Origin of the sequence: Streptomyces sp. NPDC059142 (genome assembly GCF_042755665.1) — a bacterium.
Taxonomy (GTDB): domain Bacteria; phylum Actinomycetota; class Actinomycetes; order Streptomycetales; family Streptomycetaceae; genus Streptomyces.
This window is the reverse complement of the sequence record NZ_JBHZDA010000118.1, coordinates 3873-20611: the sequence shown is the minus strand read 5'-3', so window position 1 is coordinate 20611 and position 16739 is coordinate 3873. Positions and strand designations below refer to the sequence as shown.

At 70.5% G+C, this 16739-nt stretch carries 9 protein-coding genes; 6 read left to right on the top strand and 3 right to left on the bottom strand.

Features of this window, described 5'->3' with window-relative positions; all coding sequences use genetic code 11:
• The first annotated feature begins 98 nt into the window (after positions 1–98).
• From ACFXPK_RS29300 to ACFXPK_RS29285, 4 genes are all read left to right on the top strand, one after another.
• The gene (locus ACFXPK_RS29300; RefSeq protein WP_385080101.1) at positions 99–533 is read left to right on the top strand and encodes a hypothetical protein; all 435 of its coding nucleotides are present in this window, start codon (positions 99–101) and stop codon (positions 531–533) included.
• A gap of 85 nt (positions 534–618) precedes the next feature.
• A complete protein-coding gene (locus ACFXPK_RS29295; protein WP_385080099.1) occupies positions 619–813 on the top strand; it encodes a hypothetical protein in 195 nt (64 codons plus the stop codon).
• 16 nt (positions 814–829) lie between these two features.
• Entirely contained in the window at positions 830–1174 is a 345-nt protein-coding gene (locus tag ACFXPK_RS29290; protein ID WP_384995189.1) for a hypothetical protein, read from the top strand.
• Positions 1171–1614 carry a Pycsar system effector family protein gene (locus ACFXPK_RS29285; RefSeq protein WP_385080098.1) on the top strand — a complete coding sequence of 148 codons (444 nt, stop codon included), beginning with the start codon at positions 1171–1173 and terminating at the stop codon, positions 1612–1614. The genes ACFXPK_RS29290 and ACFXPK_RS29285 overlap by 4 nt, the downstream gene beginning before the upstream one ends.
• A gap of 189 nt (positions 1615–1803) precedes the next feature.
• Here ACFXPK_RS29285 and ACFXPK_RS29280 read toward each other — a convergent pair whose 3' ends face one another.
• The 3 genes from ACFXPK_RS29280 to ACFXPK_RS29270 form a co-directional block, all read right to left on the bottom strand.
• Positions 1804–2613 (bottom strand): hypothetical protein, encoded by an 810-nt coding sequence (locus tag ACFXPK_RS29280; RefSeq protein WP_385080096.1) that lies wholly within the window; start codon positions 2611–2613, stop codon positions 1804–1806.
• A gap of 59 nt (positions 2614–2672) precedes the next feature.
• Positions 2673–3389, bottom strand: coding sequence for a ParA family protein (locus ACFXPK_RS29275; RefSeq protein WP_385080095.1), 717 nt, complete (start codon positions 3387–3389; stop codon positions 2673–2675).
• Positions 3390–3556: 167 nt separating this feature from the next.
• Positions 3557–4264, bottom strand: coding sequence for a hypothetical protein (locus tag ACFXPK_RS29270; RefSeq protein WP_385080093.1), 708 nt, complete (start codon positions 4262–4264; stop codon positions 3557–3559).
• Between the two features lie 301 nt (positions 4265–4565).
• Here ACFXPK_RS29270 and ACFXPK_RS29265 point away from each other — a divergent pair, with 301 nt between their 5' ends.
• Positions 4566–4856, top strand: coding sequence for a hypothetical protein (locus ACFXPK_RS29265; RefSeq protein WP_385080091.1), 291 nt, complete (start codon positions 4566–4568; stop codon positions 4854–4856).
• Between the two features lie 83 nt (positions 4857–4939).
• Positions 4940–16633, top strand: coding sequence for a DEAD/DEAH box helicase family protein (locus tag ACFXPK_RS29260; protein ID WP_385080089.1), 11694 nt, complete (start codon positions 4940–4942; stop codon positions 16631–16633).
• Positions 16634–16739 lie beyond the last annotated feature (106 nt).

The following is a 16739-nucleotide window of genomic DNA, read 5'->3' as shown; positions in this document are numbered from 1 at the left end:
GGCGGGGCGCCACCCCCCCTCGCCCCCCGCCCCCCCCCCGCCCCCGCGGGGGCCCCGCCCCGCGCGGCCCGACGCCCATCTCCCGAAAGGGCATCTCCATGAACCACCCGTACGCGCAGACCGACGGAGCGCTGACCTTCCCGGTCTCGGTACCCGAGGACCTGGAACTGATCGAACGCCTCGTGACCGCGTCCGCCGCGTCCGCCGACACCGCCTGGCGCCGGGACTCGACGGCGTTCCTGGAACGGCTCTACCAGCTCCTGGGCGCCGCTACCGTCCCGGACCGCCCGGCCGCGCCCACCAGCATCGCCGTGACCGGGGCCGACCTGCACCGCATCAAGCTGACCGTCGGGCGCATCAACCTGCGCTTCCTGGACCCCGACGAGCACGACCTGCCCGAGGCCGGACGGCTGTTACTGCGCCGCCTGAACGTCGCCCTCGGCCGGGCCCGCGCCCTGCACCAGATGGCCTGCACCCCGGCCACCCACACGCCCGCCCCTCGTCACGCCCTCGGCCAGCGACCCACCGCCTGACCCGCTCCCCGCCGCGACCCCACACCCCCGGCCCCTGTTGGACCTAACAGGTCCAACAGGGGCCGGACAACAAGGAGAACTCCTCGTGTCCGTGTCCCTGAGCGTCGTCGTCCTGCTGGCGATCGTCGTCTTCGGCCTGCTGCGCAACGGTGCGCTGCGCGTCCTGCCCGCCCTCGCCACCGCCGGGCTCGGCTTCTTCCTCGCCTCCACCGGCGCGGCCGCGCCCATCAACGCCGCCGCCGGCGGCCTCGCCGCCCTCCTCGCCCAGATCAGCCTCTGAAGGGATCCACCCGCCCATGAACATGCACGTCACCGTCAGCCACGGCAGTGATTTCTTCGGCGTCGACACCATCCCCGTCAAGGCCCTGCGCGATCTCGGCGTACACGTACGCGGCGTCCTCCCGCACGCCGACCACCCGCCCCTGACCGCGATCCTGGACACCGCCGGACAGGACGAGCACACCCTCGACCCCGGCCACGCCGCCCTCCTCGCCGTCCTGCTGCGCCGCGCCGCCGACCACCGTCGCCTCGGCAAGCCCCACCGGCAGACCGCGCTCCAGTTGGGGATCGCGGCGGCCGCGGCCGCCGCCGACTCCCAGCCCTGGACCTGGACCCTCACCACCGGAGGCACCGCCCGATGAACGGCGAACTCCCCTACCGGGCGGCGACCGACGGCGTACGGGCGGAGATCGCCCGGACCGACACCAAGGCCGGTTCGCTGCTGGCCGCGCTCGGCCTGCCGCTGGCCGTCCTGGTCCCCACCGTCCCCGGCCGGAACCTGCCCGCCGTGGCCATGGCGCTCGTCGGCGCCGGAGCGGCCGGGCTGGTCGCGGCGATGGTCATGGTCCTGCTGGTGATCCTCCCGCGCATCGCCGGCGCCCCCCGCCGGACCTACCTCTACTGGGCGACGTGCACCCCCCAGGAGGTGACCGCCGACCTGGAGACCCCGGCCGACCCCGCCGAGGACATCGTCCGCCTCTCCCGGATCGCCCGGGATAAGTACGCCATACTGTGCGCCGCGATCTACACCACCGTCCTCGCGCTCACCGCCCTGGCAACGGCCGTACTCACCGCTCTCTGACTGGTTCCACCCGGGCGGCCGTCACCGGCCGCCCGGGCCCCGGCATGTGGTCTAGCGGCCCCGGATCCTGACTCAACAGCTCTGGCCTGCACACTCCGTGTTTGCCAGAGTTCTGCTCGGAACCTGCTGAACAACACGAAGCGGCCCCGTCCGAGGACGGGGCCGCTTTTTTGCGTTTACAGGGGAGTGTCAGGCCGATGCCTCTGCCTCTTTTGGCGCCTCGGTCTGCTGCTCAGAGTCAGGGCTTGCCGACTCAAGTAGCTCGGACCTGCATTTGTCGATGTGGGCCTGAAGCTCGTCCAGGTAGCGACCGGCTTCGGCGGTGTCCTTCTGTGCCAAACGTTTCACCCACCCGTAGGGCACTGCCTTCTCGACCCGGTCCGTGAAGTCGGCCGGGCCGTCATCCTTGTGATCCTCCTCGTCCAGGGACTCCAGGTAGTCCCGGACATATTCGGCGACCTGCTCGGCGTCGAAGTCACCCGTCGGAAGCGATGTGACTGCCCCGTTGAGGACCTTGGCTGTCACGTCCACACCGTCGACCTCGACCACGGTCTTGTAGACCAGCACTGCCGCGTCGAGGTCCCATGTGTCCGCCACGGTAACCAGCTCCCATACCTGGGCCTGATTGAGGGCCTTGAGTGCCTTCTCGGCGTTGGCGCTCAAGGCGGTCGGCTTCTTCCTGGTGGCTCCAATTGGAGCCACTTCGTTCGATAGAAGTTCGAACACGGCTTCGGCGATACGCCAAGTCCGGATGAGCTTGTTGGCGTGCGCCTTCTTCATCCGCCAGTGCTTCCATACGAACTCATCGAAGGAGTCGCACTCGGCGCGGTAGAGCTTGCCCACCCGGATGTTCTCCAGGGCCTTCCCTGCAAGCCAGAACGCCCACTGCAACGTGTCCACTGCGGCGACACACTGCGCGAGCATCCCTCTCTCGTCTGACGTGAGAGTTGTCGGCTGCGCGGACAAGGGGCGGCGAAGCGGCTGGAGGGCCTTCGCCATGTCGATCGCGCTCTTGTGCTCATACCGCTCGGTAGGAGATGCGTTCCGCTGCCCACCCATCAGATCAGTCCCTCCACGCCCAGAGCCAACTTGTAGAAGTCCTCGCGCGCCCGTAGCGCCGTTCCGCTCTCCTTGTACTGGATCACGGTCAGGCCCTGGGCGGGGGCCTGTGCGTGCATCTTGTACCTGCGGATGGCCTGGGACATATATGGGTAGTCCCGCTCCCGGCACCAATCCTGCATCTCCTTGAGATCCTTCCTCTTCGGGTCGGTGCCGGAGTCCCAGTTGTTGATCAGCAGTCGGAAGGGGATGCCACGCGGCCGCAGTAGGCGTTCAACTGTGAACTCGGCCGGTTTGTGAGTCAGCGTCTCGACTGGCACGATCGGCACCAGGGCAAGGTCGGTGAGTTCTAGCACCTCACGCATGGCCTCAGCCGCTGGCCCAAAGCCGAGAGGGTCCTCCGCGTCGATCGGCGCGTTGGGGTCGATGTCGGCGAATCCAGGAGTGTCAACGACGATCCGCAGGACGTCAGGGTCCTCAACGAGTTTTGTGAGCTCGCCGACCCTTCCCTTGGTGATGACGTAGTCGAAGGGGAGTCGCTCCTCGGGGACCTTGCTGGCCCACTCCTCAAGGGAGCCCTGGACGTCAACACCGCAGGCGACGACGGGGCACGGCCTTCCGTGCTCAGGGGGGTTGCTCTCCCCCATTACTGCGGCGGTATTGATGGCGTCCGTCGACTTTCCGGCGCCGCCTTTTTGCTGGAAGAAAGTGATCACCTTAGCGCGGTGCGGGCGGGCCGTAGCGACTTCGCTTTGCTGCGAGGGGGGCATGTGGAACCTCCGTGGGCTTCCCCTGCTGGGTACTCGGACGCAGATAGCTTGCCAGACCTTGACATGGGGCAGGGCCACCGCGTCGGAGGCGCGAATGTGGGTCGCTCTGAGAGTCACCCGTCGTCGGGAAGTTCCGGCTGTTCACCCCCTGCGGTCCGGTCGACAGCGGCGCGGAGCAAGTCCCCTGTGGTGAGGATCTGTTGGCGAAGTCGGTCTCGGATCTCTAGCGCGGACTGCGGGGCGGATGGCCTGCCGGCGGCGGACATGAGGGCGAGTTCGGGGGGGACTCCGTCGCGCTCGGCTTCCCGTATAGCCACGTCGATTCCGTCGCCCCAGCGGTCGGCCCATTCCTGGAGGCCCTCGACGGCGGCCTTGCTTGTCCAGTACGCGGCACGGCGGACGGTTTCACCGAGAGCGAGGGGTAGATTCACCGAGACGCGATGGGTGTATCCGCCCTCGCCCATCGGTGCGCTCGGGGGTGTGCCCCAGGGGCGTCCCGGTCCGTCGAGTGCGCCTTCCGGGGGCTTCGGCCATTTGCGGTCCAGTCCGCGAGCCCTTAGTTCCTGGCGTACGGCGCGGGTGACGATGTCGTCCCGGGTGCCGCCGAACTCGCCGGTGCGTCGTCGCTGGGCGACCTGGGCCCGGATCTCGCGCCGGACGGCGGCGGCCGCGCGCCGGGAGGTGCCGGGGACGAGCAGCTTCTGCCGGAGTCCGGCGATCCACTCCTCCTCGCGTTCCCGCTCCGCCTTGCGGGTCGCGTTGAGCCCTTCCAGGGCGTGCTCGGTCAGAGCCACGTGGAACTTCATCCTCACCATCGCCATAGAGGAAATGTAGCCAGATAAATCAGTCACGTACCGCTGCGGCTGTGACGCGCGACGTAATGAGTCAACCTCCGGTGCGGCAGGGGAAATCCGCTGTTGGTGAGTCGTAGGGTCGCAGAGGATGGATCATGTCCGGCCGCTGTGGAGTGCCCGGGCGAGGCTGGGGAGCCCCTGGTCCCGTCTGTGGTGGCGGTGTGCCGGCCCGGGGCGTAGGCCTGTGCCCTACCAGCACCATGGGGGAGAACGCGCATGAGTATCGGGGGAGCGGAGTCGGCGCTCCGCGACGGTGAGGAGAACCGCAGTGACACAGTTGAGCAGGCATGGCAAGACGGCTCGGGAGTACTGGGAGACGTACCGGCCGCAGGCGCTGGAGGCGCTGGGGAGCCCGGAGCGGCAGGAGGCGTACTTCCAGGAGCTGGACCTGCGGGTGACGGAGCAGATCGGAACGTTGACGGCCGAACTGCTCCAGAAGCTTCCGATGGACCAGCGAGGGGCGGCCCGGATGACGACGCGGTCGCAGGCGCAGGAGCTGGTGTACGCGGAGGAGATCTGGGTGGAGAAGGAGCCGGGGACGGAGCACCGGGAGATGTAGCTCCGGCCCGCTTCCGGCCGGACGGTCAGGGAGATCTCGCTCCGTCCGGTCAGAGGGAGCGGGCCCGCGCCAACCTGGCGGCCGTGGAGGCGCTGCGCGTCCTGGAACGTGAGCAGCGCCGGGCCACCGCGGAGGAGCAGAGTGCTCTCGCGCGCTGGTCCGGCTGGGGCGCCCTGCCCGTCATTTTCAACCCGCGGCCCGCGCGTGCCGGGTTCGGGCCGAACGAAGAGGTGCCCTTTGAGCGCGCGGCCGCGCGCTGGGAGGCCGTCAGTGATCTGCGCGAGCAGATCCGGACCCTGCTCACCGAGGACGAGTGGGCGGCGGCCCGCCGCAATACGATCAACGCGCACTACACGGACGCCGACCTGGTCCGCTCGATCTGGGATGCGGTCCGCGGGCTCATTCCTCGACCCCGTCGCGGCCTCCGTTTCCTCGAACCGGGCTGCGGCAGTGGCAACTTCATCGGCCTGTCGCCGGTTCTGATGCCGGTGCAGATGACCGGTGTGGAGGTGGAGCCGACCACTGCGGCGATCGCCCGCCACCTGTACCCGGACGCGGAGATCATCACCAGCGGCCTCGAAGCGGTACGGCTCGCCGACGGCGGCTTCGACGGTGTGGTCGGCAACGTTCCCTTCGGCCGGTACAAGCGGTTCGACAAGGTCCACAACCCCGATCTGAAGCTGTCGATCCATGACCACTTCGTACTGAAGTCGCTGTACGCGACCCGCCCGGGCGGTGTCGTCGCACTCATCACCTCCCGCTACACCCTGGACGCCGAGAAGCCGGACGCCCGTGAGCGCATGTACCGGCTCGGTGATCTGGTCGGCGCGGTCCGTCTGCCCGCCAAGGCGCACAGGGCGTCGGCCGGGACGGACGTGGTTACCGACGTGCTGTTCCTGCGGCGCCGGATGGATGGTGAGGAGCCGGGGGACCGGACATGGCTGACAGCGAGCAAGCGGGTGCTGCCCGGCCACGACGACGAACTCGCGATGAACACCTACTTCGACGCGCATCCCGAGAACGTACTGGGCGAGCTGCGCGCGGGCTCTCGCGAGTGGGGCCCGGACGTCACGGTCGTGGGCCGTACCGATCAGACGCCGGCGGAAGCGTTGTCGGCTGCGGCCGCCGGGATCCTGGTGGAGGCCCGGGCTGCGGGCCTTACCGCCGTCTCCGACCAGCGCGCCGAACCGGTGGAGAGGATCGTCACCGGCGGCACCGAGGGGGCCCTCGGGCTCGACGCCGACGGCAACCCGACCATCATCGACGGGGGTCGCCCCGCCCCGCTGGAGGTCCACTCCGACCAGCGTGAGCAACTGGTCCAGCTCATCCGCCTCAAGGGCCTGACTCTGGCTCTGTACGCGGCGGAGGCCGATACCCCAGAACCCGGTGAGACGCCCCAGCTCGCCCGGCTCCGTGCCGAGCTGCGGGTCGCCTGGCGGGACTACCGCAAGAGCTACCCGCCGCTCACCAAGCCGCGCCAGTATTACCGGTTCACCCCGCCCGGCGCCCGCGAGCGGGCCACGGCGCAGGGGTTCAAGGAGGTTCCGGAGGCCTGGAAGGCGCGTACCGCGTTCGCCTGGATCGATGACGACCCCGACGCCTCGCTGCTGTTCGGCCTAGAGGAGTGGGACGACCGGACGGGCAAGGGTGCCGAGCAGAAGGTGCTCCTGACCCGGGTGCTGGAGCCGCGCACCCTGCCGATCCGGGCGCACACCCACGAGGACGCCATCGCCTTGGCGATGGAGCACGACGGCGGCCGCCTGGACATGAGCCGCGTGGCGAGCCTGCTGGCCGTGGACGAGGAGAGCGCGGCTGCACAGTGCGCGGACGCCGGGCTCGCCTACCGCGACCCGCAGCAGCACGACCTGTGGGAGCCGAGTCACCGCTACCTGTCCGGGAACGTCCGTACCAAGCTCGCGGCCGCCCGGGAGCGGGCCGCCGACGACCCGACGTTCCAGGCCAACGTCGCCGCCCTGGAGCGGATCCAGCCCACCGACCTGACGCCCTCCGAGATCAAAGCGAAGATCGGCGCCCCCTGGATCCCGGTCGACGTCTACAACGACTTCCTCGCCCACCTCGGGTTCGAGGACGCCAGCGTCGTGCACGCGGGCGGCACCATCTGGGAGGTCCGCGGCGCCAAGAACGGAGACCTGGCCCGGACCGAGTGGGGTACCAGCTCCCGGCCCACCCAGGACCTGTTCACCTCGCTGCTGCGGCAGGCCGAGTCGACCATCCAGGTCACCTACCGCGACCGCGATGGCCGCACCTATGTCGACAAGGCGGCCACCGACGAAGCCCAGGAGAAGGCCCGACTGATCACCGAGGCCTTCGACGACTGGGTCTGGGAGGATAAGACCCGGGCGGCCCAGCTCGCGAAGGTCTACAACGAGCTGCTCAACAACCTGGTGCTGACGGAGCACTCCGAAGCCCCCTTGAGCCTTCCCGGTCTGATCGCCGGCTGGAACATGAAGGATCACCAGAACGCGGCGATCCGCCGGATCGTGCACGAACCGACGGCACTGCTCGCGCACGTCGTCGGGGCAGGCAAGACGGCGACGATGGCCGCCGGCGCGATGGAGCTGCGCCGTACGGGCCTGGCGAGGAAGCCCGCCCTGGTCGTGCCCAACCACATGCTCAAGCAGTGGAGCAGAGAGTTCCGCCAGCTCTACCCCAACGCCAAGATCCTGGCGATCTCAGCATCCGACCTGAGCGTGAAGCGCCGGGCGAAGTTCATGGGCCGGATCGCGGGCGGCGAGTGGGACGCCGTGATCCTCACACACGAGGCGTTCAACCGGGTGCCGCTGCGCCCGGAGAACATGCGCTCCTACCTCGACCGCGAACTGGCCTCGCTTCGGCTTCAGCTCGATGAGGCCGCCGAGGCGGGGATGCACCGCAACACGGTCAAGCAGATCGAGGAGTCCCTGGCCAACGCTGAGGCCAAGCTCCAGCAGCAGATCGAAGCCGTGGGCGACGACAACGGCGTCTTTCTGGAAGACACCGGTGTCGACTACCTGTTCCTGGACGAAGCGCACGAGTACAAGAATCTGCGTACCGTCTCGGCGATCCCCGGTGCCTCGATCCAGGGCTCGGCGAAGGCCACCAAGCTCCACATGGTGCTGTCCTGGCTCCGCGAAACCAACGACTCCGATCGCGTGGCGACCCTGGCCACCGGCACCCCGATCGCCAACTCGGTGACCGAGGCCTACGTCCTCAAGCGCTACCTCGCCCCGCAGCTCCTGGCCGAGATGGGGCTCGAAGCCTTCGACAACTGGGCTGCAACCTTCGGCGAGGTCGTCTCCAACCTGGAGCCCGACCCCAAGGGCGACGGCTACAAGTACAAGGCCCGCTTCGCCCGCTTCTTCAACGTGCCCGAACTCATGGCCGGGTACCGCGTGTTCGCCGACGTGCGGACGGCCGAAGATCTGGACCTGCCCACCCCGCCCGTACGGGAGAACGAGGACGGCCAGCGCGGTGAGACCGTCCTCATCCCGCCGACGCCGGTGCAGCGGCAGTTCATCAAGCAACTGCCCCATCAGCCGTGGGTGCGCAAGCCGGGCGGTGTCCTCAAGGCCCTCGGTGAAGGCCTGCGCGCCTCCGTCGACCTGGACCTGGTCGACGTCACCCAGGCCCTGGAAAGTCTGGGGTCCAGCGTCAGCGCCGACCAGATCACCGGCAAAGCCCTGGGCAGCAAGATCCCCTACGCGGCCGAGAGGATCGCGGAGATCTGGCAGGAGACGAAGGACATCGTCTACCCGGTCTCCGGGAGCGACCCGGCCCCGCAGGAACTGCGCGGTGGCCTCCAGCTCGTCTTCCTGGACGAGGGCACCCCGGGCAGCACCGCCAAGCACGCTGCCAACCTGTACGCGGACCTGCGCGACGAACTGGTCGCCAAGGGGGTGCCGCGCGAGTCGATCCGCTTCATCCACGAGGCGGGCACCGACCGGAAGAAGGAGAAGCTGTTCGCCGATTGCCGCTCCGGACGCGTCCGCGTCCTGGTCGGCAGCACGCAGAAGATGGGCACCGGTACCAACATCCAGGACCGGGCCACCGCGCTGCACCACCTCTCGTACCCGTGGCGGCCGGCGGACATGGCCCAGCGTGACGGCCGGATCGAGCGTCGCGGCAACCTGAACGCGCCGTGGATCGCGAACACGCCCGACGACGTCCGGGTCTTCTACTACATCACTGAGCGGACCTTCGACGAGTTCCGGCTGACGACCCTGGCACGCAAGGCCCGCTTCATCAGCCAGATCCAGCGCAAGGACTTCAGCGCCCGAGAGATCGAGGACATCGGCGCCGACGCCCTCAACATCGGCATGCTCGCCGCGCTCGCCTCCGGCGACCCGGCGATCCTCCAACTCGCCGAGGCCACGGCCGAACGGTCCCGGCTCCAAGGCCTGGCCCGGAGCTGGGACCGGCAGCAGGACGGCCGCAGTCAGCAGCTCACCGACATTGAGAACTTCCTCGCCCGCGCGGACATCGCCCGCGAGGGCATGCGGGTGGCGGCCCCGAACCGCCGCCCGACCGCCGGTGACGCCTTCGCCATGACGGTGGCCGATGCCACCTACCGCAGCCGTGAGGCGGCCGCGAACGCGCTGGGGGCCCGGATGGTCACCATCGCCGGGGATCAGTCGATCCGGCCCGGCGACCGTGTCCCGGTCGGCACCCTCGGCGGGCAGGACTTCCACGCGGAAGTCGTCTACGGAGCCTCCGGCCGCCGCCAGATGCGTTTGCGCTTCGCCTGGGGCTACGTCGTGCCCCTCGGCCAGCGCGAGGACCGCGCGCAGTGGCAGGCCTCCTCCGTCACCCAGTCCAACGGACGTGGCGCCATCCAGTCGCTGGAGCGCTTCCTCAGCCATCTGGACGACGACCTCAAGAGGCTCGATGAATCAGCCGAGACCCTGCGCGGCCGCCGCGAAGAGATCGCTGACAACCTGCGGCCCAAGGATGAGAACCCGTACCGCATCCAGGCACGTTCCAAGGAACGCGAGGAGCGGAGCCTGGGCAAGCTCGTCGTCGCGAACGAGAAGGAGGCCGCCCTCGCCGAGCGCGCCGAACGCGCCGCGAGCGTCAGCGAGCAAGCCGCCGAAGGCGTCAACGAGGAACTTGAGGCGATGCGCGAGCACATCACGGTGCTGCGCAAGTCCATCACCGACGAACACGAGATCCAGGCCGCAGCCCGGGGCTTCGCACAGGACGAGAGCCGCCCCGGCGGCGCGGCCGGTACCAGGTTCGGCGATGACGGCACGGCCGACACCGCGGCGGGCGCTGGAACCGGACCGGCCGAGACGCCCCCACCCACCGCCGGACAGCAGGGCAGCCCCCCGCAGACCGAACCACAGGATCAGCCCGGCCAGCGCACCCCCGAGCCTGCGGCCCCTGCCGAGCCCGAGGTGGAACCTTCCTCCGGGCCGCCGGCGCCCGAGACTCCGGGCAACGGCGCGGCCTCCGAGCAGAAGTCCGCGGAAGCGGAGGAAGTTCTCCTCTCCGGCGCCGCAGCCGTCCCGGAGGACCCGACCCCTGCGATCACCGATGATGACCGGCAGGTTGCCGTCCCCGACGGCTCCCGCCCGTCGGGGGACGGGGGACGCGAACCGCAGGAAAACCCTGCGCCAGCGGAACCGGCACAGCGGCTGCCCGAGCTGAGCGTCACAGCTCCGAATCTGGACGAAGTCCCTCAGTTCCATGACGCAGAGCCCTTCACCGACCAGGACGACCTGGCGGACGTACAGCGGCTGGAGACCGCCTACGACCGGTGGAGTCGGCACCCGACCGTCCGGGCCTACCTTGCCCAGGACCGCACCGCCAGGCCCGACAGCTTCGGCACCCCGGACAATCCCATCGCTGAACTGCACATCGCCTACCACCGGGCCCGGTTGGCGTTGCGTGAACCCGTCTCCGGCGGACCGGAGGAGATCGTCCGCCGGATCTACGGCGTGGCCGCCTGGTGCATGGCGCTGGAGCCGGTGGTCGAGAGAGGCCTCCTCGACCCCCTTCAGGACGTCTACGCTGCGTCCCACGGCCTTGCAGCCCGCTCGCAGGCCACCATCGCGGCCCTGCCCGCAGAACAGTCCACGACGACCGAGGAAGCGCCGGCCGACGCTCAGCAGACCCCGGACCCCGGAGACCGGCCGCTCGAACCGAGCCCGCGTGCCCCGGAGACCGAGATGTCTGCGCCGGGCCCGGCGCAGGAGACAGCCGAGGCTCCGGCGGGAGCGGATCCTGGCGCACCGGGAGAGGAGCCGGGGCTCGACCGGGCCGAGCCGGAGCAGCGCACGGGCCCCTCTGAGGCAATGGTGCGTATCGCTGCGGTCCTGCGGTACTACGAACCGCTCTTGCAGCGCCACAAGCTCTCCGGCAAGACCGTCGTGGCCTACATCGACCGCCCCGGCGTCGGCTACTCCTACGACCCGGACAACCCCACTCTCGACCTGGTGCATGAGATCGGCAAGGTCGGGGAGCGCGTCGGCGGCAGCTTCCGCATCAGCTACCACGAGTGGGTCAACCGCCAGGTCAGCGAGCAGCGGGCCCAGCAGTCCGAGCAACTGACCAACCTGTGCCTCGACCTGATCACGCTGTACCAGGACGAGACGGAACCGCTGTGGACGGTCGACCTGGAGGCGATCCTCGCCGCCCCGCCCGGCACGGTCATCGAGCTGCCCTCCGAAGCCCAGATCGCGGCCGAGGAAGCCGCGGCTGCCCGCATCGTCATCGACCACGACCCCGAGGGCACCGAGGTCCGCAACACCCCGCCCGGTGGTGACCAGCGCATCCGGGACGCGCTGAACGACCTCGGCTTCAACTGGTCGCGCCGACAACAGAAGTGGTACCAGCGCCGCAACACCCCCTTCGAGGTCCGCGACACGGCCGTACAGAGGCTGCGGGCCGCCTTCGAGGACCTCGGAGTCGCCTACACCTGCAATGGCCCCGCCCCCGACACGGACGGGAGCGTCGAGACCGAGCAGCAGGAGAACGCGCCCCTGGTCCCGGACTCCGCCGAAGAGGCCGGGCCGCGGGAGGAGAGCACGGAGGAGCCAGTCCCGCCGCCGACCGTCACCGAGCCGGACCCTCCCGCCCCGACCGCCGACCCCGGCGTGCCGGACAACAGGCCCCAGGAGACGGAGACCGACACCGACCCGGAGACCACTCCGGACGCCGCCCCCACGGTGATCGTCCAGACCCCGGACGGCCCCGGCACGGTCGTCGGCACCGACGACGGCGATCTGGTGCTTGTCACCACCCATTCCGGCACCCGGGTCTGGGACAGGAGCGAGATCCAGTGGCCGGACGGCGCCGCCCCACAGGAGGACGCCGACCGTGCGGCGAAGGAACGCAAGAACGCCGCTGACGCCGCGCAGGCGGCTACCAGTGAGGGCATTGAACTGCGCTACGGAGACGGCAACCGGCTGGTCGACCTGGACACGGAGGCCGGGTACGGCACGGTGGTCGACACCGACGGCGCGGTCATCGGCTGGGTCCGAGCCCGCATCGCCGATGACGGCCGCCGCTACTGGTGGGCGCAGGACGCACGCGGCGGCGCCCCCGACAACATGCCCTTCCACGAGGCACTGCCGCCCTCCGCTGGCGTCCCGGCGATCCGGGCCGCCGGGGCCGTGAACTCCGGGCTGCACGCGTTCAAGGAACCGCCGCACCGCAGCCCCACCACGCCCGAGTACGCCGCCCGCGAGGTACGCCTGACCACGGCCCAGGTACGCGAGCTGCGCCGCCTGGCCCTGGACGCAACCTACTCGGACGGCACTCCGATCGAGCCGCCGGACTGGGTGACCGCGCACCGCAAGTACGTCCTGAACACCGCGCAGATGCAGGCGTTGGGCGACGCGGCCCGGGCAGCCGCTGACGCTTTCCCAGGCGCCACCGCTCCCGAACGGCGCACAGCCCGAGTACTGCGCAACGCGGCCAAGCACTTCGAGTTCGAGGTGTACGACACCGCCCGGTGGCGAGCCACCATCCCGCCGATCGGCGAGAGCGACCCGTACGCCAAGCCCTACCAGCCCCGCCCCTGGACGGAGACGGACACGCCGGGAGCCGCCCTGGACGAGCCCGCCCCCGAGGAACAAGGCGTAGAGGACCAGCCAGCCGAACGCACCACGGAAGAGGGAACCGTGGCCTCCCCGGGCGAGGGCGAGACGGAACAGCTTGGGCTATTCGGCGGTCCGGCAAAGGACCCGTCAGAGGGCCCAGCGGAGCCGGAGACGGCCACGGGCAGCGGGGCCGTTCCTGAGGACGGGCGAGAGGCGCAGCTTCGGGCCGCGCTCATCGAGGGCGAGACGATCACCCCCGTGTCTTTCACCGACCGGCGCGAACCGGCGGAGGGCTGGATCTTGACGACGGCGGGCGGGCATGCGTTCCGGCTGCGCCCTGTGTCGCACTCCAGTCCGGATGACCAGTGGGAGGCCGGACACGACGTTGACGGCTCCTACTGGTGGAACGCGAACCTGGAGGATCGGCCCCTTGAGGCCGTGCTGGCGCGGGTCCGCGAGGACACCGCGACTCGTACCCGGTTTGTGGACCTGTGGGCCCGGCACGGGCACCTGACGGCGCAGGCCCCCCAGTTCGAGACGACCACGAACCGCGTCCAGCTCGAAGAGGGCGTGTACCTGGTCCACCGGTTCGGCCGCATCGGCCTTATCGCGTCGTGCCGGTGGGGCTGGGAGCACCTGACCGATGCGGACGGCGCGCAGGGCCAGACCGGTGAGGACTGGTCACGGAAGGGCCCGGATACCCGGCAGTACGTAGCCGAGCGGAAGATCTGGGGCCTCGCTCAGGAGGCCATCCCGGCCGCGCGGCTACGCGTCGTGGCCCAGCTCACGGACGACATGGCCGACACGCCGGACGCGTATTGCGATGCGTCGCAGCCGTACGTCGGCAAGTGCAGCGCGAAGCGCTCGGGTGCCCGGTACACGGTCGCCGTCGATGATGACCAGGGCAGTGAGCTTGGCTGCTACACCGTGTGCGCGCGGTGCCTGTCTCACCGGCTCCTGAGCGACGAGAACGTCGGCTACCGCGACGTTGAGAGCCTGGCGGGCGCCCTGGCCAAGGGTGATCCGAAGGTGGTCGACCTGCACTGGAAGCAGTGGTCCGACCGAGCCGCGGAGCTTGCCGGGCAGATGCTGTCGACCGCTCTGGATGCCGGAGAGGCCTCCCCGTGGCCCGCTCAGGCTCTGACGAGCCAGATCCTCACCGAGGCGTGCGAAGCCGGTGACGACCGCGCCAGGCGTGAAGCCCGGGCGGCGGTGAAGGCTGCGGGCGGGACCGCGAAGGCACAGAAGCGTGCGGCGGATGAGGCGTTCGCCGGCCGCCAGGACCGGGCCGCGCTGGTCGCCCGGCGCGGCGCGACCCCGACAGAAGCGGCAGACGAGACCGACGGCATGACTGCCGCAATCCTCGGGTTCGCAGGCTGGGGGACGGCGGATGGCGACGCGGCGCCGGAGCCTGCTGAGGGGGCGGCGCCCCAGGCCGCCGACGTCGCCGCGTACACCGACCGCGCCCCTGCCGGTGAGGCACTGGCTCAGGCCCACCACCCGGAGACGTCGACTGCGGATGCGGCTCCGCAGCCCCTGGCAACCGTGGTGACGCCGACGCTGGACGACGTCGCGCAGACCGAAACCGCTGAGGCGCCGGCCGTCGAGGCGGCAGCGCAGGAAGGCGACGCGCCGGACCGTACGGCGGACGAGAACCCAGACCAGCCAGACCAGGAGGAAGAAGTGGCAGACGAGCGGGAACCTACCTCCGCCACGACGACCGATACGCCGGTCGGCCTGCCCGGCGACGCCCTTCCGCCGGCAGTGCCTGAGACGGCGGCAGACGCCGGTCCCACCGTGAGCGTTGAAGACCCGCCAGCACCCCGGCCCTACACGGAGGTGTCCGCGCTTCCTGCCGACCCCGACTACCAGCTCCACCTGACCGGTCTCGACGGGAAGGGCCCCAGCGCGGGCGAGCTGCGGCACGAGGGCACCACCATCGCCACCGTGCACCTGGCCACCTCCGGGCGGTGGTTCGCCCGTCTGGCGGACGATGAGAGGCCGGACCTCACGGCCCTGAACGCCTCACCCCAGGACGCGGCGCATCAGGGCGCCATGTTGTTCTCGGCGTTCACGGGGACGCCCTACGGCGCCGCCGGGCCGGCCGTCGCCACGCAACGTCTGTCGCGGGCGGATGTGCTGCGTACCGACTTGCAGGACGCGGCTCAGCAGCACCTGAACGCCATCGCGACCGCGGCCGGGCGGGTGCCGATGGACTACATCAACAACCCGCAGTTCCAGGAACTGAGCAGCCGACTCGGAGAACTGGGCGCCGCCGCCATCGACGTCCACGACTCCCAGCGGATGGCCGCCAACCTCGTCGCGGTCCAGGAAGCGGTCAACGCGTGGGGCGACACCCTGCGCGCGGACCGCGCTCTCCATGAACGCCGGTTCCTGGCGTTCCCGCTCGCGCACCTGATGTACGACACCACGTACCTCCAGGACCGCCTCGACGCCACGCTGGAGGCGGCGCAGGCCGAACAGTCCGCCGCCCGGAAACAGGAGGCCGCGGCTGCGGCGTCGGCCGAACCGGTGCCCCCGCCCGCGCCCGCAGAGGCACCCGCTGCGGAGCGTGTCGCCACGGTGGCACCGACCGAGCCGAGCGCCCCGCCCTCCGCCGCGCCGGAGGATGCCGGCACGGCTTTGCCCGCCGGTCCTGTGACACCTGGTGATCGGGTGGCCGACGATCCGGCGTCGGCCACCACCGGCACCGTCTCCGAGCCGGGTGACGGGCAGCTTCCGCAGGATGAGGACTGGTCGCCCGCTGCGCCGGATCCTTCAGGGGAACTGCCGTTGTGGACCGGGCCGACGGACACCTCCACACAGCCCCAGGACCGGCCGCTCGACGTCGTCGCTGACTTCGACGCGGTCCGCGAGGCGTGGGACGAGCATGTTCCCGGGGGCAACGGTACGAGCGCGGATCTGTTCGCCTCTGTGGAGGAGGAACTCGGTCGGCTGGAGGCTCTGTTCGCCGAAGTCGTGGCCAACATGCCGGTGCCCGAGGCTGGCCCGGCCGTTGCGGTGCAGCCCTCGGAGGCCGAGTCCGTGGCCGTGACGTCTTCGGGTGAGAGGGAGACGGCGGAGCGGGAGGGACGGGGCCCGCAGCAGACGGCGGACGCGGTGAACACCGCGCTGCGGCAGGCCGATGCACACGCGCCGGCCGTGCGGGATCTGCCGGAGTGGCAGCACATCCAGACGGTCAGGGGGGCCTTCGGCAACCTCATGACCGTCATGAAGGAACGCGCGGGCGAGCACATCGGCAAGCTGATGGCCGACAGCAGGGTCGCCGACTTCGTCCGTCGGGTCTCCATCCGCGTGTGCGAGAAGATCGCCGAATTGGCGCAGGCCGCCGCGGACCGGCTCCGGCGGGACGACGGACGCAGTACGGAGCAGCCCCGGGACCTGCCGAGCGCGGACGCACTGCTGCGGCTGGGCGACGCGGCCGCCGGGTACAGCGGCCCCCGGCGCGGGGGAGGCGGCACACCGCCCCCGCCCCCGCCCGCGAACGGCGAGCCGCCGGCGGCGCTCGACGCGATGCGCAAAATGGGGGAGGCCCTGAACCGGCCGATGCCGGGGGCCACCAGGCGTGTCTCCGCGGCGGCCGCCCGGGGCCGGTCGACCACTGCCAAGCGGGTGGGGAAGAGAGCCGCGCCCACCGGCGACACCGAGCAGGCCGGACACCTTCGCAACAGCAGCGCCGAACAGCACCAGCCCCGCAAGCCCACCCAGCGCTGAACGGGGGGGCGGGGGCGCGCGCCCCCACCCCGGCCCCCGCGCGCGCGGCCGCGCATGGGGGGGGGTGGGGCCACAACCCCCCCCCCCCCCGGGGGGGCCCCGGCCC